Here is a 21,333-nt window from a genome sequence, read left to right as displayed (position 1 = left end):
CGGATATAGGCAAAAAGGCTGCAAATTTTATGAAATTTGCAGCCTTTTTGTTGTAAAAGATGGATTTATAAACTCGGAAATCCAATGGCAGAGTTTTTAATAAACTCAGATACCGTTCTTAATAAACTACTCAAAAGTTTATTAAAAACGTACTATTTGTTTATGTGGAAATTTGTTTGTTTTTTTATAAAATCTTAAATTGGCGTTTAGAACATTCTTTGTTGAAGATAACTATACTTTACAATTTGAAAAGTAATCAAACGAAACAACAGCTTTCCTGTTGGCTAAATTTATACATGAAGTTCCAGAACGAACCGTGTTCCTTTCGTATAATTCGTATCCAGTGTCAGGCTTCCGTTCATCTTGGCAGCAATTAGTGAACAGATCGGTAATCCTAGTCCATCTCCTGTAGTCAGGTCTTTCACTTCTGTGAAAGGTTTGAAGAGATTTTCCTGTTGCTCTGCCGGAATTCCAGTTCCTGTATCCGTAACGATGAATTGGTGCGTGTGCGCTCCCCGTTTCTTGAATTCGAGACTGATACGACCCTGGTCGGTGTAGAAAGCGGCATTTTTCAGTAAATAGAGAAGAATGCGTTCCAATTGTTCCTTGTTTGTCTTTACCTGAAGTTTTGGTGCATTGACTGAAGATGTGACATCCTGTTTTATGTATTCTTTAACTTTATCCATCACATTCTCACAGAAAGTTCCCACGTTGATTTCACTTAGTTCATAAAACTCGGTTAATGAGTTTTCCAAAGATGACAGTTCTTGAATGTCATCACTGAATTTCTTCAAAGCTGCGACTTGTCCCTGCATTTGGGCCGCTTCTTGAGGAACCTTTTGTGACAGTTCTTCGGCTGAAGTAGCCAGCGTATTCAGGGTAGGCTCCATTTGCGAAGATATATTCTGTATGAATTTGGTTTTTAGTTCATTATGTTCATTGGCAATTTTTACACTTTTCTTTAATTTACGATTGTTGGCGATGAATCGTAGCAATATCACAGCCAGTATTGCCAGGCCGGCTACCAATATGACTGCCAGCACACAGAGACCTATGATTATATATTGCTTGGCAGATAGTGAGTCGTCCTTTTCCTGTATGGTCAGTTGGCTTTCGTCATATTTTCTCTTCAGTACATTTAGTTCGTCTTGTGCGGTTAATGCTTTTACCGAGTCTGTCCAGACAATGAAACTTTCGTAAGTGCGTTCCATCAGTGGAGCATTATTGCCTTTTCGTGCAATATTGATAAGATTCTTGTAGCAATCGCTCACTTTGGCGTAGTCCTTCTTTTCCTTATATTGGTTGATAAGTTTGCGGAAACAGGCATCGCCTTGTGTACTTTGGTTGAAAGTATAGTAATAATTGGCTTTTGTATACAACAGTACCTCCGTTAGGGAGTCATTCTTTGCAAGATTAGCCATTTCTTCCAGTTTATCCAACTGAGTCTTTGCTTGTGCGGGATTTTTCAGTGCGGTGTACATCTGCAATCGTTCCTTGTTTATAAGGAAACGCAGGTCATAAAAGACTTTCTTTTTATTCTGTTCTCCGGTCCATAGAAGCTGCTCCATGTCACGGCAAAGCTCGAATCCCTCTTTGTAAAAGTTCTCTCTGACGTATAAAGCATTAGCCTGAACGCCACATTCTATTGCTTGTGGATAGTTTTCGCGGCTTGCAAATGCTTCGTATGCTTTTTTGAATAAGTAACGTGCTTTGATGTAATCTTTTTGATTAAGACTGCTTTGTGCTTGTTTTTTTAGTTCTGTGGCTCTGTCTTGGGGAGTTTGCGCATAAGCCATTATGCTCAAACAAAATATCATTAAAAGACTTGTTATCGACGTTTTCATATTTATTGCATATTTGTTTGTCACAAATGTAAAACAAATATATGAAAAAAGATAGTGTTATCGATGAAATAATTCTATTCTGTTTCTATTCATTATTATTATCCTGCCCAGTTCTCTCTGTCGAGATTCCGATAGCTGATGGCTTCTGCCAAATGACTAGGAAGTATTTGTTCTACTCCTTCCAAATCAGCGATTGTACGGGCAACTTTTAAAATCCGGTCATAGGCTCGGGCAGACAAATTGAATCGTTCCATTGCGTTTTTTAGCAATGCGAGTCCTTTCTCATTCGGTTGAGCATACATTGCAAGCAATTTGCTGTTCATTTGTGCATTGCAATAAATTCCGGCATATTCGGTGTATCGTCTTTCCTGCAGTTGACGGGCTTTTATCACTCGTTGCCGGATGATATTGCTCGGTTCTCCCTGCCTTTGATCGGAAATCTTATCAAAAGGTACAGGAACGATCTCTATTTGAATATCAATCCGGTCTAATAATGGACCGGATATCTTATTCAAGTACTTTTGGACTTGCCCGGGACTGCATACACACGCTTTTGTCGGATGGTTATAATATCCGCAGGGACATGGATTCATGGATGCGATCAGCATCAGATTGGCCGGATAACTGATAGTGCTTTTGATGCGGGAAATGGTGATTTGACGGTCCTCCAATGGTTGGCGCAATACTTCTAGCACTCCTCGGTTGAATTCCGGTAACTCGCTATTATTAAAATACTTGCACCATTGTAGAAACTTTCTTATCTTTGCGAGAGGTAAAGACTATTATCTGTGCTATTATATTGCATTATAGATAGTTAGCTAATAGTCTTGATTGCAATAATATTAAATGTAACAGATATGAGAGCTGCATTTTTGATTAGGTGCTCAACTAAGAAGCAAGACTATGAGCGACAGGTAAATGACCTAACTAGACTGGCTAAGAAGTTTGGTTATACGTCAAGTGATAATATGATATTTGGTGAGCATATCACTGGTAAAGATGATGCAAGTAAGAGAGATAGGCAGTCTATTCAACGTCTAAAAGATGCTGCTATTAATAAGGAATTTGATGTCGTTTTAGTGTCGGAAGTTAGCCGAATGAGTCGTGACCCTATGTCGGGTCGGTTATATGTTAGACAGCTTATCAACATGGATATTCCTGTGTATTTTAGGGATATTGATACTTGGACTATAGACCCTGTAACTGGCAAGAAAGTTAGAGATGCTGAAACTATTATAGGTGCTGCCTTTGATGCTGCTTGGAAATACATAAAGAGTATGAAAACACAAATAGCATCTGGTAGACGTGATGAACTGGATAACAATCAAATGAGTATAGGACAGCCCTTCTTTGGTTATAAAAGATATGGTGGTAGAGATAAGGGTAAGAAGAATAGTTGGGTGATAAATGATGATGCCGCTAAAGTTGTGGTAGATGTATTTGAAGAATATGTTAAAGACGGTGCAACACTGAAATCTACAGCTTTGGCTATTACTGCCAAGTATGGTGAACAATTTAATAAGAAATTCAGCATAGGGACTATAGAGCATATTTTAACCTTTGAACCTTATTGTACTGGTATAAAGGTTGTATCTCTTACTGACCCAGATACAGAAGATGTAGATGAGTTTGAAGTCGAGATACCTACTATCATAACTAGGGCTATGTTCGATAAAGCCACCACTAAGAGAGCTACAAATAGAACTGCTAGAACTCCTTATCCAAAACAGGCTACTTATATATTGAGTAAACTTCTTAAATGTCCTATCTGTGAACACTCATTAACTCCACAGAAACGTGGTGGAGATAAGGGGGATAAATATAGATTGATGAATGGGAAGGTAGCTATTAGGTGGTCATGTATGTCGGGTATCAATAATGCTACAGATTGTAGTAGTCGCATTACAATTAGTAATGAGAAATTAGAAGCTATTATTTGGGGCTTAGTTAAACAGGAGCTAATAGGATTTGCCAATTTGAATGATGAAGATAGAGTAGCTAAGGTGGAGGAACTTACCGATAAAATAACCAATTTGGAAATGAATATAGCCAACTTTACATCTCATATATCCAACATGGATAGATTGATAGAAAGAGCTTATAGTGCTTATATGGATGCTCCGGATTCTGTAATGGATATAGCTAAAGATAAGTACTATAAAACCCTAACTAAGTGTGAGAATGAGAGAGCGGAGTGCAAGGATAAGATAGAAGCTTTAAGTGCAGAGAAGTTAAGATTGGAGAATATGAGGACATTCTTCAACCAACCTACTTTACCAAAGGATGCCATTGAGAAGGCAGAATCAGACCCTATTAAAATGAGGAACTTAGTAATGGAACTAATAGACAAGATATATCCTTATAGGATTACAACCTATGTATCACCAGCTACTAATAGGATAATGAGGAATGGTATAGTTTTATTGGAAGTATATACTATAAATGGAATTTATAACGTACTATATGACGGTAATCAGAGGAATAACAAGGTAGCCTATTATATTAGTAGTGTTTATGCTACATTTCAAAATGGAAGGAATAAGTTTGATGCTTATGATACTGGAGAGTACTTTGTTATCTCTCATGCTACATTGGTGACTGAAACAGAAGATGTAGATATGTTAGTAACCTTTAATGAACTGATAAAGATATGTATGCAGAATGGTTGGGAAATAGATTATACTTACAAGATGTAATATTTCACTGAATATAATTATTAACTAGTAAATGTGGTTGATTAAATTGAAAATGAGGTTGTGTCAAGACATTGGCACAACCTCACGAAAGATGCTATTGGGCGTTTAATGCAGCTAAAGCTGCTTCTAAAGCTTCTTTAGACATGCCACTCAATAACTGTGCTTGACTTGAATGTTTCAGTTCTGTACAGTTCTTAATCCATTCACTGTAAACTGCTATTCTTGCATCACACCAAGAAACAAGGTCGGAAGCTGTTGCTCCCTCTTTATACCACATTCCATAAGTTCTATGCATTTCTGCACGTTTACGTTCTTCAGCACTCTTTACATTAGCATTTTCCAAATTTGACATAGTTTTAATTATTAAGTTAATAATACATTTATTACCAGCAAACCTTACTGGATATTCAGATTATAAGCTAGTAAATTAACTATTATCTGGAAATGCGTTGCAAATGTAGTATGAAATTTAATAACCTCAAAGGAATAATAAGGATTTCTTGTATGATAATTAATTCTTATATAATAATTGATTTATACGTAATATTGTATCTAGCCTATCAAGTATTATCTAAACAAGTTATTTGAATGGCTAGGTAATAATACTACTATTCCCTACTAGTAGGGTCAAGTACATAGGGATTTACTAGTGGAAGGTAGGATATATAGGCATACAGAGACTTTATATCCTACGTTTCTCATCATATCCCAGATTGTGGAACTTCTTAAACATCTCCCAAATGTAGCCAATAAATCCAATTATGATGAATGGTAGGAAAGGCAGAAGAAGGCTACTCCAACCATAGCCCAAACACAGCCCTATAATTACGCCTATAACATATAAGGCTGTTATAATTCCGCAACCTATCATTACCCCTCTTCCTCCTGCCGTTGCGTATTTAATTGGAGCATTAGGGGTAAAGAAATCTGGTTCTTTATTCTCTGATTGATTATTCATAGATTAGTTATATTAATTAATAATACGTGTTATGTTTGAAATAAAGTTACTGATTATTAACCTATTAAACTAATGCAAGAATGTTAAGTATTGTTACTAAGTTGTTCATCTGCTTGTTCGTCTTCTTTGGTAGATTCTACATCTTCCATAGAATCAAACCAATCTTCCCAGTCTTCCCATGTACAGAACGTATCTGCTATTATTACTTCTCCAGTTTCTAAATTTGTGTCATAACGTCTAGAAGGAGATACACATTCATGTTTCCATTTACCTATTATCTCCACATAAGGACCTTTCTTCTTTGCCATAATTATTTATTGTTATTATTCATAATCATAAGAGCTGCTGTACCAAATCCATACTTATTAAACTTCTCATAAATTCTTCTTATTAATATCAGAAAGCCATTGGACCGTGAGGCATATTCCTAAGTTCCTCTAAGCTATTAACTCCAAACATTCTACATAGTTCCTCTAAAGTGGGTGGAGTTAAATCACAGGGCTCAATGAAAGATTTGTCTACTGCAATTCCTAATTCTTCCATAATATCCCACATCTCACTTGCTGTCATTGTTTCCATACATTCAATACTCTGCTGTTATCATATTCATTCATAGTTATTCATCTGCCTGTTCGTCTAGCATATCATCATCTAACTCCTCATGTATAAAAGCCAATATTTCACCTGTTATAGCATCCTTAACACATTTGAATCCGGGGGCTATTTCTTCAACTATCTTCTCACATTTAATATTGCACCACTCGGGTATTGTTTTATCCTCACTTCCCATTATCATTGTTATTAATAGTAGCCGCAGTAGGAACTCCAACTGCTGTACCAAATCCATACTTATTAAATCTTCTCATGAACTCATTTAAGATTTATAATTATAATACCTCCATAAAGATTTCTAGTGTAAGCTTTGCATCCTTATCATCTAAATTATCAAGGAACTTCTTAGGGTCTTTCCAAAACTCTTCTCTTGATAATCCATATTCATCCAATACCGAGTTAATTGCGTCTCTCTTGTACTCTGCTGTTATCATATTTATTCATTTTAGATATAGTTACCGGAGTGCCAATTATAGTTGACCATTTCAATAACCATTACGTTCCTTATCTATAATGTGATACATCTTCTCAAATGTAATTCCTATCGCAGACATATCATAGCTCTTAATAACTCCTTCATTAGAAATTACTCTCACTTGTAACGTGTCTTTGTCTGATTTATGAGATGTTATGTGGTGAGTACGCTTCTTATCAAATTCTGGAGTAAATATATCTAATTCATTTCTGAAATGGGAATTATTAATATAATCTACTATGTAGCTATAATCGTTAATGATTTGGCATAGTTCTATAAAGTCTTGGCAACAATAGATAGATTTCTCATAATCTTCAAACATTAACTTAAAGCTATCCACTGTATATTCCTTATTGGCATTATAAAACTTTATTCTTGCTATAACTCCTCCGTCTGATAAATCAGATAATTTAGTTATTCGTCTTTGTGGTCTGCTTATCCACATTTCTTCCATTAAATCCATAGGTTGCTCCTTCTACTAATCTCTATATATAATATCATCAATTTGAGGTAAGCAATTATTAAGATATGCATCTGCCATTTGTAGTAGTGCTTCTTCTCGGCTTATAGATACAACTTTTAATTGACCTGTATTGTATAGATGCAGTAAATGGTCTAACAGTTGCCTATCTACCTTAGATACTTCTGTCAACCCTAATTTATTCATTAATTCTTCAATAGTCATCAATTAATCCTCATATATAATACCGTCAATCTCTGGTAAATATCCATGTATAATACCTTCTGCTTCTTTTATGAGTACCTCTTCATAGCTAAAGTAGATAGACCTACGCATATAACCATGATTATATCTTTCTACTAAGCTAGTGAGTAGTATTATTTCAGCTTTAGATATTTCTTTAGGATTTACACCTAACTTTACTATTAAAGTCTCTACTGTCATCATATTAACAATTACTACTAGGTGGTATATAATCATCTGGTACATCATGCGGTTCACGTGGGTCTGGGGCCATCCATATCTTATCTACACTCCACATCTTCTTACAAGCTTCTTCTTCAGTCATCTCTCCTGCTTCAACCTTAGCATAAAGGTCGTTAAGCAATTCGTTATACTCACTATTACTCATTTCTATCATAATTCATTCCTCCTATTAGTGTAGTTCCTATTAATGGATATATGAGATATTTATCTGTTAATATTAATCCCACTCTGCTATAAGGAAATTCCTTCCCCAGTCTCCACCCCATACCATTTCTTCACCACATTTAGGACAATGCTTTTCATCCCAAACTTCTAACTGATTATTACCACAATGAATACATTTGATATTAAAATCATCCATAAAACTATTATACTTCACATCATAGTGACAATCATTACAATGAATAATTCGCTTCTTGCCTTTTCTTACCATTTTAACTATATCTTTAAAAGTTAAATAGTATTTCATGTGTGGTAATCTCTTATCAATATCTGTCAAATTCTGAAAGTCTATTTCTATTTGATATGGAATTTCAGAAATAACCTGTGATGAACAGTGATTGCACTTTTTAGCTTTCTCTCTTTTGCTATATTCTACCAATTCCTTATTGTTGTAATCCTCACCATAGACTGTTACTAGGTTAACATTATCAAGTTCACTTTCTTCATCAAACTCAGACATACAATCCTCTGTTGCAACCAAAGAACTCTGTATTGTTTGACAAGCCTTACAAATATAGACCTCATAATAATCTCTAAATCCACAACCAAAATGTAGTACTGGTGTTGTGTAGCCGCATTTAGGACATTCATATTGTTTTACTTCTCCCATGTCTCTTGTGTATAATTGTGCTATAAAGATAATGATTATTCTTCAATGATATTATCAGCTATCTTCTTAAATACATCACCTGTCATTAGTCCACCACTTGCAGGTAATCCAGCCTTATTAATAGATACAATGATACTATACTTAGGATTATCAGTAGGGAAGTAACCACAGAACTCTACCGCATACATATCCTTAGTACTATCCTCATTAGTAGATAACGAACTAGTTCCCTGTATACCTGCAACTACTACCTTATCAGACTTGGCAGGTTGACCTAATCCGTCAGTAATATTAAATACTAGAGCTTTCTTCAAACTATCAATACTAGCCCTACTAGCTATTTGGGGATTAATAACTACTACACTATCCTTATATAGTTGAGGCTGTATCATCTTCCCATTATTGGCGATAGCATTATAGAAGGTTAGTATTTGAATTGGCGATACATGTTGATTGTAACCGATACTAGACCATACAAAGGCTGTCTTAGTCCAGTTGTTATCTTTAGGAGTTACAAAGTGTGCAGGCTTTAGATTGGCTATTCCATTGATACTATCCGGTTTACCATAGCTCATATTAGCTAATAAATCAAAGTATGCTTGGGGATTATTAGCAAATGCTTTCTCCATAGTCTTATAAATAGCAATATTGGAACTAGCTGCCAATCCTTCCTGTACTGTAAGCTCACCATATCCCCCTCTATGCCAATTATGGTCTTTAAGCTCTCTGCCATGAACTTGGTAGATACCATTTCCAGTATCAACCTTATTACTCAACTTCACCTTACCAGTTTCTAAAGCTGCCAATAACGATATTGGGTGCATCAGACCAGTAGACTGCCATACAGAGAAGTTCTCACATGATTGGTAGTTCGTACTGTCTTTCCTAGTAAGTCCAACCAGAGCTTTTATTTGCCCTGATTGAACTTCCATTACTATAACCTGCCCAGATTGGGCATTTATCTCTGACAACTTGCTTTCCAATATGGCAGTAACATTAGTTTGTAATGTACTGTCTATGGTGGAAATAGGTGCTGTTACTTGCTGTCTGGATTGGCAAGAACAAAGTACAACGATTAATATGGTGCACTTTAACAATATCTTTTTCATACGAGCATACCGTATAAATTTATATACAAATCATAGTAATGGATGCAGGCGAATATTGATTATTCAAGGCACTAACAATAACGGGAATGCCACAAAATACATTCGTACTCTGTATCTCCTTTGCAATCATAGAGATGTGAGGTTCAATTCCCAATAGGTGAATTGCTTTTAGATTATCCTCATAATCAATTAATAAGTGCACATCATAGTACCCTAATTTATAATTGCTTAAAACAAATCCCATTTTATAAAAATTATCAAATTCCTTTTTATCTCTTGGCTTATATTCAACGCCATGCTCCAAACATTTCTGCTTGAAATTGATAATAAATGTTTGTAAACGATTCATACTCTCATTCATTTACGATTATAGTTACTTCAAATCAGTTAATTTTACTAATTCGTCACCAGTATTAAGCCATAAGGCATAAGAAAATCTATTAATAGTTTGGGAAGCACAGAATTGATAATATTCTTGCATTTGTTTCTCATTAAAGAAGTGACAAGCATCCATAATGTGCATAGCGGCATCAATATAGGTGTACATATCCGTATCTATAAGCCTATAATATTGCCTTATATGCTTTTGGCATGAATTAAATATTGCATCCAAAATAGTCATGGCAGTTACATCTCCTTGCTTCTCATTTAAGAAAGTAACTTGCTGACTAATATCTGTTATAAATTCTTGGGTATTGGTATGCGGTATGCCAATTAATATATTTTGTTGTGGCAGAAAGTCTGGATGTCTGAAACGTGATGTTATGACACTGTCTATTACATTTCCCTCTTCCAGATTGATTATTATGTCACTTCCTTTTAAAGTTACCATTAATTTGCGATACATAATTCCATTTATTTATGTTTGTCCTATTTATTCTTTATGTAGGCATATAAGAAGAAACCTGCAATAACAAGTATGACTATTATATGTAATGCCACACTACCGTTACTGTTAAAATCTGCATAGTCTGACATCCTACCTCTGCTTAATAAAATTATCAATGAATACATAATCTTAAATTTTAATAGTTCTGTATGTTAGTTGCTATTCAACCTTTCATAGTGAAGGGTATATAATCTAAATAATCCTTGTTAAAAGGTTGAATATAATTCTGTGGATTCATTCTACTATCTGATAATAGAACTGAATAGGTAAGTAAGTAGTATGTCTGCTTCTTATAGATATTGATTTATACTTCCCAATTCTCCCCAAGAAAGTAGTTAATCATAGTATTTAAAGTACTAGAGAACCGATAGCATATAATTGACTGCTATAATACTTTATTTTGTCACAAATATAATAATTACTTAGTTTATTTGCCCAAAGATTTTAATATAAAAATGCCTAATCTCTGGATTTAGTAAAGATTTTAACTGTCTACATACTGTTTGAGAGGTAGGGACTAGTTGTAAATATGCCTGTTCCATAGTCTATTATTAGTTGTATCTAGTTCCCAATAGATACAGTTCTACATACAGAAAGGCATGGGAACCATTGTACACCTCATTCATCAGGTTCTTGCAAAACCTACCATACAAGATATAACAACAGTTACCCATGCCAATAATATTACAGGCTACTCTACTGGAGTAGAAAGTAAACATCAGCACGGGCATTGTTGTTACTGTCTCTGTATGGTTTCAAATTTGCAAGATTCGATGAATAGAGACAATAACAAAATGCCTTTCGTTAATATGTCCTCCTATTTCTAGGATTGGCACAAAGATAATGAAAGGTATTTTATTCTGCAATTAAATGTATCTGTTAAAATGAGAGTTGAGAGCTATTTCTACTCTGAATATCCATAAATTGAGACAGAACTATTCAGAGTATAAATAAGTAAACTCCGATTCATTCTGTCTCAAATCTCAATTATCAGAAACTAAGACAGTCATAGGTATTTAATAGTTCTTCCTGTCTCAATCCTAAGTATCTTTTAGTAATTGATACACTGGAATGATTGAATAGCTCCATGAGCTTAACAAGTGCAAGTTCTGAATTATCACTGTTCATATTATAAACCTGTCTACCAAAGGTCTTCCTAAGAGAATGGCAACTGAAATTGCCTATATGCAACTTGTATTTCTTTTTAATCTCTTTCAGCATGACATTGATTCTCTGAACTGTGTACACTGTCCCCTTCTGACTTATCAATACAGGAGCATTTATACCAACTGGATTTATATGCTCATAACAATCTCTGATATGTTGCTGTAGCTGCATATTAATCCTAATTGTCCTTTGCTTTCCTGTCTTAATCTCTATAATGGTAAATTCTTCTGCATCTAGTATCTGATTCCACCTCAAAGCAAGAATATCAGAAATTCTTAGACCTGTGAAGCAACCCAAAGCGATAAGAAGTGACATCTTATAATTATTATCCCTTGCCAATTTTCTTATTAAGTTCATCGCTTCGCTCCATTGCAGATAATCTGCTGTTGTACTTGAATATTTAAGTGACATAACGTTCTGTTTTATAGTGAAACTAATATAAGTGAATATTAATTTTAAACTGGAATATCTAACTTGCTGATTACTAGTTAAACATTCACTAATAATAGAAGTGAATATTATACTACTGGCTAATAATAGAGAAAGAGTACCTATATATAGTATATAGATACCCTTATTAGTTCTTCATGTACTACTTCATTGTAATAATCTTGTATATAGTCCAAACAATCATCAAGAAGAATACAACAGGTGAAATTGCACACATAACAAGTAACAAGATAATCCAAGATATAACGACTAATAACGCTTGTAACATAATCTTTTGAGTATTAATAGGTAATGAATAATCAAGGGACACCCTTATTATATGGATGCCCCTTTTAAGTACTCTGTAATACCACTAACTAAGAAACCATTGATACTTGTCATCACCATGTAAAGCGGAACATATACCCGTTGCAAGTTCTGTAGCATTATAGGCTCTATCCAAGAATGAATCTATATAGCTACTCTTATTTGCACCTGTGAGCAAGTTGTAGAACTTCCACATAGACAAATCATTCCCCAAGCTGCCAAAGTTCTCATCATTGATATATGCTTTAGCCACATTGTTAACCTGTGTATCAGTAAGCAACATTTTAGGTATATCCTTTTGATAGCCTTGCGGTAGTGATTGATAAAGTCTCATTCTTCCAAGTAGTTGGCAGAATTGATGCTCTGTCATACTGGTATTGCCTAAAGACTGCATCAAATGTATGTGTTTGGCTGCATCGTATTTGTGGAACATTTCCAATACCGCTTGATATAAATCCCTTGTATTGGTAACTTCCAAGCAACTAAGATAACCGTCCGTAGATACACATAGATTTGTACAAACCTTACAAGTAAAGCCAATAAACACTTTAAACCGCTCTGCACCTTTCTTTGAATAAAGATTGGTATGGTTATAAGCTCTGACACCACCAATAGTAAGTGTTAGCCTGTTACCGTGCACTGTCTCATAGATAGTAGGAACTTCAATAACAAAAGCACATCTTTCGTAGTAGATAGTCTTGTCACTCTCTAATAACTGATTGGCTGGTTTGTGTATTGCTTCGGGAATCCTACCTTTGATTACATGAGAAACACGAATATCTGGCGATTCAATTTGTTCACCGCTAAAGAATGTATTGGTTGCATCCTGTACCGCTTCAATGAAAGCCACATGAGATAATGTAGCTTCGTTGTCCTTTGCGAATACGGGTATAATACAATCATTCCTTAGATGTTCCAAACTGGCTTCAATCGTATTAGCTTCAATGAATAGAGGTCGTTTCTGCTTAATAATTGGCTCTTCAATTATTACCGCTTCTTCCGCATATTCACCAAAGTTTCTACCAGTTCTTTGTACTGGCATAATCTGTAATGTTGATTCCATAATCTGTAATTTATTAAGTTAATATTAGAAATTCCTCTGTCTGAAAGCTAAGCAAGCCACAATCAGTATTAATAATCCAATAAAGAACTGTGGCATTAAGACTACTGGCACAATTAGAATTATTCCAAACGTCAATAAAATCTTTAAATTCTCCATACGCATAATAATAGATTAGTAAATAGTGTATTTAAGGACAAAATGAGGGCTTGACATGAAGTACTATTCATTCACTTTCCTTTGTGCATCTTTATATGTAGACATATACAAATCGTTGATAAGTCCGCACATTTCAGAAGTTCAAAAGGTTTGTGGGCTGAATAGCAATTCATGTAATCCTTTCATTTTTCCTAATAATGGGTAAGGGGGTGTAGAGTAGTTACACCGCTATAGAGTGCATAATATATACCTCATGCTCACTGTCTGACTAATAAATCCATTTTATCAAAGCATAGTATCTCAATAAGATGGATTTTCTAAAATTAAAGAGAGGGGAATAATAGTAGGTATTCTATCTATATGCCCAAATAAGTACTGTGTTTTTTATTTTGATTTAGAACAGTTTGGCTTAGTTCTTTTCCAATAAATGTACTATATTTGTGTGTTAGATATTAAATGAATTCTTATTACATAAGGGAAAGCAATAAATGAAACTAACAGACAAAAGATTGTGGTGGTTTGAAGGCATAATGTTAATATGCGGTATCTTATCTTCATATTTGTATGCTTTGAATTTTGGTATATGTATTTCACAAATACCAAGCATTGTTGTATTCTATACATTAAGTTGTTTACTAGGTAGTATAATAGCTTGGAAAGTTTATAAAAATAATGGTGTTTGGAAACTGCTCTGTTACGTTTTCTTGTTCTCCACCATTATATATTGTACTATCGACATGATACTAAGAGTTGTATATCCCAATCCCTATGGAAATTTATTTATGTTATTTGCAAACGGACTTCTTTATTGGTGCTTGTGTTCCATATTTCCAATAATTATTCTTGTATTTGGGGCTAAAAGAATCTTAAGGCTATGAAACTAACTGATAAAAATATCTGGAAGTATGAGGGTATAATATTACTTTGTTGTATAATTGCGATGTTACTTCATCCTCTTTCATTCATGGAAATTACTTGGCTGATAGAGGGTTCTGTTATTCCAACCTATCTATGCTCATACTTATTGGGTAGTATTATTGCATGGTTATTTTACAAAGGCAATTCTTGGTGGAAGTTGGCTTTACTTACATTTTTCTCCATAAACATTTTGTTCACATGTTTAATGCAAATAGAAGTCTATGACTGTGGGGATGCAATGACATGGCTCATGTTTACAACAATGAATATTTTTAATACATTGCTATCTGCTGTATTAATATGTGGGTGTTGTTACTATATCCAAAAACGATATAATATATGGAATTAACGGGTAAAAGATTCTGGATATTAGGATTACAATTGATAGTTATTGTATCAATCCTGTCATGTACAACAAAGAAAATAAGCTCTCCTGTTGCTTTAGGGAATATATTTACACCTGCGTTTTTTCAAACAGAGGAATACTTATCTGTAATAGACTATTTAGGTAAGAACTTGTGTTTACAGGATGAAATGGAACGATATACATACAAAATTTGTGTAAAGATTGATAGTTTGGGATTTGTTAAACAAGCTACGTTAATAGACGTAGTTCAACATTCGCATAATGATTCTATTTTATTATATACACTACTCAATATGCCCCAATGGCAACCTGCTAAAGAAAACGGTAAGAATATTCATTCGTCTGTTAAATTTCTCTTGCACTTATCTCCAAATCACTAAAAATAAGTATGAATTGTTATTTTAGGGGATTAATAGATTAAATATTTCACTTTATCAAAGCATAAACTCCAAATAGAAAACACTTCCTCAATAAAAGGGGCGGGGGTATGAATTTTAAGTATCTATATTTTTGAGTTGGGGATATACATAAAAAGCCCCAAACCCGTTTAATGGTCTGGAGCTTTATTGCTTACAAACTAACTACAGAATAATCTCATAAGGTATATCTTCCTTAACAGGTCGCTTTCTTCCTACTGTACCTGCTTGTATTGACTTCATAAAAGCGTGGATATTCTTGACATCTTTAAATCCATTCTCCTTATACTTCTTATAAATCATACATTCTCTGGATAATGGTTTGTTATTGCCTTCGTTGAAGTCTATCATGTGGTCGAACATGGCAATTAGTTTCTTTACTTGCTTATCTTTAGGCTGGTCTATTATTAAGCCTTTGACCTTTAGAATCAGACAGTCACCAATTTCATCCAATAAATCCAAATCCTTTAACTGCTCTATATACCGACTAATAGTGCTATGTCCCATGTGAATAAGCTCCTTCAATTTCCTTATGGATGATAATTTGATAACATAACTATGCGGCTCTGTTACACTGAATAGTTTTAATATGAATCCTCTTAGCTTCAAATCTAAAGTATTGTAAGTATCGTAGAACTCTCTGCCAATTCTTCTATAATTGCCTGGCTCTACTTGGTTGAATTTGTACATAGTCCAATGCCTGTCCTTCTGTTTGGAATCTATATCACGTATAATAACCTCGCCTGTAGCCCTTAATTTGTCATTGAAGGATAATGTACTTTTACTCTTCTTGTAATTATCCAGTTCTTCCCCTACAAACCCTGCAAGCTGTTTTAATGTGGTATTGGTTTCCAAAGAATCTTTATCTGCTGTCAATAGCAAGGTATAAGTCCTGTACACATCTGAACAGTTTAGATTCTGAATCAGATTATTACTCATAACTGTGTACTCCTTGAATGGAAGTTTCGTGTCTTTCATAAGGCAAACGCTCAATATGGTTAATCAAAATAATCTGATTGGTCTTTAACAAGAATCTCATTTTAGTGGAACTTAGTCTGTTCACTTTCCTTAGTTCGCTTAGCTTCTCATATAAATTATTATTATAATGCCACATATATTATTGATTTATATATCCTACTTATCCCACCTACTGAAAGTTCGTCAGAACTTTACAGTATGGCTGTATGGAGTGTAGTATCTAGGAGTATAGACAGGGGGTGAATAAGCACGCTCCAAAAGGGGATTAAGCACACCGCTAAAGGGGGAATAAGCACACCCTTATAATCTGGCAATATCAATATTTCAGCACATAACTTTGCTGTATTAGCAAGCACATTAGTAGATAGTGATACTAATTAGATGATTAGTTGCAAATACATACCCTGTCTAGTATGCTTACTTATTAACGGTAAAAGGGAGAACCAGTATTACTGTCCTCCCTTCATTAGAAGTTATTCATGTATCATTATTCATCTTGATGTAAACGGTGTAAACCTTGTTATCTCTCTGCTTGCGTCTCTTGGAATATCCATTGAGCTTAGCCCATATTCCAATCATCGTTCTATTATCTGCTATATGGTGGGCTAATGCAAGCTCACGTAACTGTTTGAATGTAAGTTCTGTTTCCTCACTCATTCTTAGTACCATGAATAATTATTAAATAGGTAATCTGGCAAGATAAGGTGGATTGAATCGGTAGGTATATTCAGATATGTTTCAAGTGGGTAATTTAGTAGTTTCAGTGATACCACCCTTATCTCATGTTGGTAGTGCAAAGATACTGCACTTCGGTGAGGTGCCAAAACGCTTCGTAAACTTTCTTAAAACTTTATGTTGAGAGCCTTATGAAGTGAAGATATGCTCTTTTCTGCTAGCTTGGAAACTGATTCGGAACTTGAAAACGAATCTTGCTCTGATTTACGGTGTGCAGGTGAACAGTGCACGTCTTGCCTTGAATTATTTTTCACTTCTGGGCGTATCAGTCGGCAGTTCAAAGCCCGATGTAAATTATTGTGTCTCTGATATGTCACAGTCTCAAATTCCAAGTGCCGGATAGGTCAGCCCACTCATTTGAAACGAATTAGATTTATGGTGGCAAGTCTGGAAGATAAACGGAGCGGTCATTTCAAGATTGACAAGCCGTAGGGAATGTTAGCGTTGCGTATTCACCTCTCCGCTCTCGTCCGCATGGATAAACACACGTGAGAGTGCTTGCAGCCATGAATCTCCGAAAAATGAGACAGAACCGTTCGGAGTGTAATAAGTCAAACTCTCAACAGTTCTGTCCCACTTGCGTTCACCTTATTGGATATTTACAGTATGACAACAGGCAAATTCTAGTTATAAAGACATTGATAGAATGTATATAGATTACTACAGTCTATTAGTATGCTGTATTACTATAAGATACTGTAGTATTATAAAGTATTATAACTACTATGAATATATACCTAGTTCCATACTATCATTCAAGACCATTATGATATATATCTACAATAACACATTAATTTATAGCATAAATTATATTAGACTTGATTGCTTATTTAAAATATATTTGTACATTTGTGGCGTTTCATTTAGAGATACCATAATGGCTTAATTGCGCTTTATGTTCGTTTACTTGTAAACAACTTATGGACTAATACCGTAAGGAACGGCAAGCCTTTGAGTAGATTTAAAGGTTAATTTATTTACCCTAATTAATTTATCATTATGGAGAATCAGAATGAAGCAACTTGTGTAGTGTTAAGTCGTGAAGAATTATTTGATTTGTATGGCTCTTGGTTTGGTAATACTGCAACACCGGCTGATATGGTTTGTTGGTGTGACAGGCAAATCGAGAAGTACGAGGAATGGATTAAGAACTGCAAGGAACTCAAATTAGAGAACCAGAAGAAGCTTCTTAAAGATATTCCAACAGACATACTACAAGCTATTTTAGATTCTTCTACTAATTAATACTACTAAGTAAACACTTTAGGGTATCCATTTGGATACCCTTTCTAGTTAATAGTAATAGGTTATGCTGTACACAAAAGTCCTTGATGAATATAAGATAGATTATGAAGAATATCTCCGAGAAAGGGAAGTAGACTTCTTCGGAATGAAGGATAGATACCTAAAGTATATACAGACCAAAGGAATAGACCATTTCACTTTTAAACCTATAAAGATTACCACCAACACAGGTCATATATATATTATCAGATATAGCTTTAATGCATACTGGAAGCATAAGTTTATACCATTAATTGCAAGATGTTACCGCCAACCGGAAGGCATATATGTAGTGACCTGTCCTAGCACCATTATTAAAATAGGTAAGAACGGTGCATATATACCACATTTCTTTGATAGATATAGAGATAGGATTCTTAAACGTAAACATGGCAATAAACTAGATGTTATAATGAAATTCTTCGAGAATGAAGCGCGTTTCAGTGTAGGAGCAATGATACGGTATGACAAATATCCCGATAACTACATATTCGTTTTTGATAAATTCATAACACTAGGTAGTCCACTAGAGGATGTTAATATATTTGAGATGAGAACTTTAATCAGCTTAGATATGCTAAAGGAAGTGCAGAAGGATATATGTAATGAACTTGTAGAATCCAATATTAAAGGATTAGAAGAACATATTAAAGATGAGGATAGGAATAAAGATGAACTTCTTCGCACTTTATTAGAGCTACCCAATTATAAAGAAGTATAGCATATATAATCAGAATCAAACATAATCTTGCTATATTATCTCACATAATATAAGACATATATGGGGAACTTAGATTTCGTTGCTATTGATTTGGAAACAGCTACTTCTCATAGAAACTCTATCTGTGAAATTGGTATTGTAAAGAACTCTATAGTAATTGAGAGTAAACTAATACTAGGTTGAAATTGTGAATATTGGAGTTGAGAGGGTGCTCTAGGTCGGAATTTACTTTTCTTCTTCAAAGGAGACAGCAGGAATTGAGATGAGAGGCTGACCGATTGTGAGGCTTTGTTGGGCTTGCATCGGTGCGGAAACTGAATTTTACTGGATTGAATGGTTGTTCTGTCTGATTAAATAGTTGATATATAACAATATACAATGGTTAAATAGCTTTGAGAATAGTTCATCTAAAAAAAGTACTCCATTATGTGCCAGACTGATTTCTCCCGGTTGTGGAAAACTACCTCCACCAACCATCGCCACTTGGGAAATTGTGTGGTGTGGGTCGCGGAATGGACGTTGGGAAATCAATGAGGACCCGCGTTTCAGTTGTCCGGCAACTGAATGTATCTTGGTGGTTTCTAAACTTTCACCCAGTGAAAGAGGAGGAAGAATGGAAGGAAGGCGTTTGGCCATCATTGATTTACCGCTGCCCGGAGCGCCTACCATTATTAAATTATGTCCTCCGGCTGCCGCAACTTCTAGTGCCCTTTTTACATTCTCTTGTCCTTTTACGTCTGCAAAATCCAGGTCACAGTTGGTCTGCTGTTGATAGAATTCTTCCCGTGTATTGACAACAGTCGGCTCTAATTCGCGTTCATTATTGAAGAACTCGACGACCTCCTTGATATTACTGACTCCATATACTTTTAATTGATTGACAACAGCAGCTTCCCGTGCGTTTTGTTGGGGAATGATTAGTCCTTCGAAACCATCCTCGCGAGCTTTGATAGCAATGGGAAGCGCACCTTTGATAGGTTGGATGCTTCCGTCCAGACTTAGTTCGCCCATTAGCAAATAGTGGGAAAACTTCTCGGAAGAGATTGTTTCGCTAGCTCCTAATAATCCGATGGCAAGAGGCAAGTCATAAGCTGAACCCTCTTTACGGATGTCGGCTGGTGCCATATTGACTACTATATTGCTAGTGGGCATTTTATAACCATTCACCAGCAGTGCGGAGATAATACGTTGATGGCTTTCTTTGACCGCAGAATCCGGAAGGCCGACGAGATAGAACATACAGCCGCGCGAGCTGTTAACTTCGATTGTGATGAGTGTTGCATCAATCCCTTGAACAGCCGCTCCGAATACTTTAATTAACACGTTTGATTATTGATTATTTTTTCTTCTTATTGTCTTGTTTTTCCTTTTCTTCAGCAGCAGTGACTACTTCCTCAATTTTCTTCTTCAATTGTTCTCCTTTGAGGTTTTTCGCGAGAATCTTACCGTCTGCCGACAGAAGAATGTTGCTGGGAACTTGCTTGATGGCGTATTGTTTGGCTACTTCGGAATTTAGTCCGCCAAAATCACAGACTTGCTCCCAATTGAGCGTATCACGTTTTATAGCATCCTGCCATTCTTGTTTATCCATATCAAGGGAGATACCGAGCATGGCTATATGTTTGTTCTTCTTATATTTCTGATAGATCTCTTTTAACTCGGTATTGCTTTGGTGATTGGAAATGCTATCTCCCCATGAAGCCCAAAAGTTGATTAACAAGTTCTTTTTCTTGAAATCTTCTGATGACCGGGTAATTTTCTCTCCTTTTATGTTAGATAGACTGAAGAAGGGAGCATATTTGCCTGTTTCTGTTTTCTCTGACAGTGAGATGGCTTCGTTGAGCTGTTCAATATACAGCTTGTCTTGCAATATTCCTGTCATGACTTCAATTAGCTTCTTTATTTTGTTGAAATCGGGCGAATCTTTCTGAACAAAGTATTTATCCAACAAGTAGAGGCTGACAAAAGAAGAATGATGCTTCATGATGAATTCTTCTGCTTTTTGCTCTAAATCTTTCTCGGATGGGGTAGGCAGGCTATTTAGTTCTTTCTGAAAGTTTGTAAACTCTTCATTATATATATTACCATTGATATCCAGATATTCCGGGTGATTGATATCTCCTTTTATTTTGATCTGATTTCCTTTGTCAAGGAAGATTGGATATTCTGTCTGATTGTCAATAAGTAAAAAGGCAGAAGTAATGGTGTCTATTGAAGCTGTATAAGAGAATTTATCGTTCTTCGCGAAAATGGTATCTATCCGGTCGAATGATTCGTCCATTCCATACAGATAAAGCGTATCTGTGCCCAGGCCTTTGATTTCCCCGGTTATGCTAACCTTCTTTGAAGATTTACCACAACTGCATAGACAAATGATTATGAGGATTAAAATGCTACTCTTTTTCATTGCT

The 21,333-nt window shown here is 35.2% G+C and carries 25 protein-coding genes and 2 pseudogenes; 5 read left to right on the top strand and 22 right to left on the bottom strand.

The genetic code is table 11. The features are described 5' to 3' along the window. Positions 1-290: 290 nt before the first annotated feature. Together Bovatus_RS14500 and Bovatus_RS14495 are read right to left on the bottom strand one after the other, a co-directional pair. Complete coding sequence (locus Bovatus_RS14500) at positions 291-1,817, bottom strand: sensor histidine kinase (protein WP_370445263.1); 1,527 nt, start codon at positions 1,815-1,817, stop codon at positions 291-293. 125 nt (positions 1,818-1,942) lie between these two features. Then, positions 1,943-2,563, bottom strand: a pseudogene (locus Bovatus_RS14495) (ATP-binding protein); the annotation flags it as partial. 138 nt (positions 2,564-2,701) lie between these two features. On the opposite strand from Bovatus_RS14495, the gene Bovatus_RS14490 reads away from it, so the two are divergent. Beyond that, on the top strand, positions 2,702-4,540 hold the full coding sequence (locus Bovatus_RS14490) for a recombinase family protein (RefSeq protein ID WP_004296556.1): 1,839 nt from the start codon (positions 2,702-2,704) through the stop codon (positions 4,538-4,540). A 94-nt stretch (positions 4,541-4,634) separates the two neighbouring features. Here the strand turns inward: Bovatus_RS14490 and Bovatus_RS14485 are convergent, their stop codons facing one another. The 16 genes from Bovatus_RS14485 to Bovatus_RS14415 form a co-directional block, all read right to left on the bottom strand. Continuing rightward, positions 4,635-4,892, bottom strand: a complete 258-nt coding sequence (locus Bovatus_RS14485; RefSeq protein ID WP_004296555.1) for a hypothetical protein — start codon at positions 4,890-4,892, stop codon at positions 4,635-4,637. Between the two features lie 330 nt (positions 4,893-5,222). Beyond that, positions 5,223-5,498, bottom strand: coding sequence for a hypothetical protein (locus Bovatus_RS14480; protein ID WP_004296554.1), 276 nt, complete (start codon positions 5,496-5,498; stop codon positions 5,223-5,225). A gap of 83 nt (positions 5,499-5,581) precedes the next feature. Further along, on the bottom strand, positions 5,582-5,806 hold the full coding sequence (locus tag Bovatus_RS14475) for a hypothetical protein (RefSeq protein WP_004296553.1): 225 nt from the start codon (positions 5,804-5,806) through the stop codon (positions 5,582-5,584). A gap of 88 nt (positions 5,807-5,894) precedes the next feature. Beyond that, entirely contained in the window at positions 5,895-6,077 is a 183-nt protein-coding gene (locus Bovatus_RS14470; protein WP_004296552.1) for a hypothetical protein, read from the bottom strand. Between the two features lie 37 nt (positions 6,078-6,114). Next, positions 6,115-6,345 carry a hypothetical protein gene (locus Bovatus_RS14465; protein ID WP_004296551.1) on the bottom strand — a complete coding sequence of 77 codons (231 nt, stop codon included), beginning with the start codon at positions 6,343-6,345 and terminating at the stop codon, positions 6,115-6,117. A 40-nt stretch (positions 6,346-6,385) separates the two neighbouring features. After that, positions 6,386-6,544: a hypothetical protein gene (locus Bovatus_RS25520; protein ID WP_004296550.1), complete on the bottom strand. Its 159-nt coding sequence runs from the start codon at positions 6,542-6,544 to the stop codon at positions 6,386-6,388. 51 nt (positions 6,545-6,595) lie between these two features. Further along, positions 6,596-7,048: a hypothetical protein gene (locus Bovatus_RS14460; RefSeq protein WP_004296549.1), complete on the bottom strand. Its 453-nt coding sequence runs from the start codon at positions 7,046-7,048 to the stop codon at positions 6,596-6,598. A 15-nt stretch (positions 7,049-7,063) separates the two neighbouring features. Then, on the bottom strand, positions 7,064-7,270 hold the full coding sequence (locus tag Bovatus_RS14455; protein WP_004296548.1) for a hypothetical protein: 207 nt from the start codon (positions 7,268-7,270) through the stop codon (positions 7,064-7,066). A gap of 3 nt (positions 7,271-7,273) precedes the next feature. Continuing rightward, complete coding sequence (locus Bovatus_RS14450; RefSeq protein WP_004296547.1) at positions 7,274-7,492, bottom strand: hypothetical protein; 219 nt, start codon at positions 7,490-7,492, stop codon at positions 7,274-7,276. Between the two features lies 1 nt (position 7,493). Continuing rightward, complete coding sequence (locus Bovatus_RS14445; RefSeq protein ID WP_224440837.1) at positions 7,494-7,676, bottom strand: hypothetical protein; 183 nt, start codon at positions 7,674-7,676, stop codon at positions 7,494-7,496. A gap of 72 nt (positions 7,677-7,748) precedes the next feature. Continuing rightward, a complete protein-coding gene (locus tag Bovatus_RS14440; protein ID WP_004296545.1) occupies positions 7,749-8,363 on the bottom strand; it encodes a hypothetical protein in 615 nt (204 codons plus the stop codon). 35 nt (positions 8,364-8,398) lie between these two features. Then, the gene (locus tag Bovatus_RS14435) at positions 8,399-9,472 is read right to left on the bottom strand and encodes a penicillin-binding transpeptidase domain-containing protein (protein ID WP_004296544.1); all 1,074 of its coding nucleotides are present in this window, start codon (positions 9,470-9,472) and stop codon (positions 8,399-8,401) included. 19 nt (positions 9,473-9,491) lie between these two features. Continuing rightward, a complete protein-coding gene (locus tag Bovatus_RS14430; protein WP_004323044.1) occupies positions 9,492-9,821 on the bottom strand; it encodes a hypothetical protein in 330 nt (109 codons plus the stop codon). 24 nt (positions 9,822-9,845) lie between these two features. After that, a complete protein-coding gene (locus tag Bovatus_RS14425) occupies positions 9,846-10,319 on the bottom strand; it encodes a hypothetical protein (RefSeq protein WP_004296542.1) in 474 nt (157 codons plus the stop codon). A 1,032-nt stretch (positions 10,320-11,351) separates the two neighbouring features. Next, positions 11,352-11,939 carry a tyrosine-type recombinase/integrase gene (locus tag Bovatus_RS14420; protein WP_004296539.1) on the bottom strand — a complete coding sequence of 196 codons (588 nt, stop codon included), beginning with the start codon at positions 11,937-11,939 and terminating at the stop codon, positions 11,352-11,354. Positions 11,940-12,330: 391 nt separating this feature from the next. Further along, positions 12,331-13,347 carry a DUF3871 family protein gene (locus Bovatus_RS14415; RefSeq protein WP_004296538.1) on the bottom strand — a complete coding sequence of 339 codons (1,017 nt, stop codon included), beginning with the start codon at positions 13,345-13,347 and terminating at the stop codon, positions 12,331-12,333. 1,413 nt (positions 13,348-14,760) lie between these two features. Here Bovatus_RS14415 and Bovatus_RS14405 point away from each other — a divergent pair. Beyond that, positions 14,761-15,168, top strand: a complete 408-nt coding sequence (locus tag Bovatus_RS14405; RefSeq protein ID WP_004296535.1) for a hypothetical protein — start codon at positions 14,761-14,763, stop codon at positions 15,166-15,168. Positions 15,169-15,369: 201 nt separating this feature from the next. Here Bovatus_RS14405 and Bovatus_RS14400 read toward each other — a convergent pair whose 3' ends face one another. Both Bovatus_RS14400 and Bovatus_RS14395 read right to left on the bottom strand, forming a co-directional pair. Then, a complete protein-coding gene (locus Bovatus_RS14400; RefSeq protein ID WP_004296534.1) occupies positions 15,370-16,182 on the bottom strand; it encodes a hypothetical protein in 813 nt (270 codons plus the stop codon). Positions 16,183-16,659: 477 nt separating this feature from the next. Continuing rightward, positions 16,660-16,839, bottom strand: coding sequence for a hypothetical protein (locus tag Bovatus_RS14395; RefSeq protein ID WP_225483792.1), 180 nt, complete (start codon positions 16,837-16,839; stop codon positions 16,660-16,662). A 259-nt stretch (positions 16,840-17,098) separates the two neighbouring features. Between Bovatus_RS14395 and Bovatus_RS25515 the strand changes: the two genes are divergently transcribed. From Bovatus_RS25515 to Bovatus_RS14380, 3 genes are all read left to right on the top strand, one after another. After that, on the top strand, positions 17,099-17,260 hold the full coding sequence (locus tag Bovatus_RS25515) for a hypothetical protein (protein WP_154653420.1): 162 nt from the start codon (positions 17,099-17,101) through the stop codon (positions 17,258-17,260). A gap of 656 nt (positions 17,261-17,916) precedes the next feature. Continuing rightward, the gene (locus Bovatus_RS14385) at positions 17,917-18,162 is read left to right on the top strand and encodes a hypothetical protein (protein ID WP_004296531.1); all 246 of its coding nucleotides are present in this window, start codon (positions 17,917-17,919) and stop codon (positions 18,160-18,162) included. Positions 18,163-18,226: 64 nt separating this feature from the next. Further along, positions 18,227-18,922, top strand: a complete 696-nt coding sequence (locus Bovatus_RS14380; protein WP_004296530.1) for a hypothetical protein — start codon at positions 18,227-18,229, stop codon at positions 18,920-18,922. Positions 18,923-19,321: 399 nt separating this feature from the next. Here Bovatus_RS14380 and Bovatus_RS14375 read toward each other — a convergent pair. After that, positions 19,322-20,245, bottom strand: a pseudogene (locus Bovatus_RS14375) (YifB family Mg chelatase-like AAA ATPase); the annotation flags it as partial. A gap of 13 nt (positions 20,246-20,258) precedes the next feature. Continuing rightward, positions 20,259-21,329 carry a TlpA disulfide reductase family protein gene (locus tag Bovatus_RS14370; protein ID WP_004296528.1) on the bottom strand — a complete coding sequence of 357 codons (1,071 nt, stop codon included), beginning with the start codon at positions 21,327-21,329 and terminating at the stop codon, positions 20,259-20,261. Between the last annotated feature and the right edge of the window lie 4 nt (positions 21,330-21,333).

The sequence above is a fragment of the Bacteroides ovatus genome (assembly GCF_001314995.1).
In the GTDB taxonomy this organism is placed as follows: Bacteria; Bacteroidota; Bacteroidia; order Bacteroidales; family Bacteroidaceae; genus Bacteroides; species Bacteroides ovatus.
Note: the sequence above shows the minus strand (reverse complement) of the source record. Positions and strands in the feature narration are given on the sequence as shown.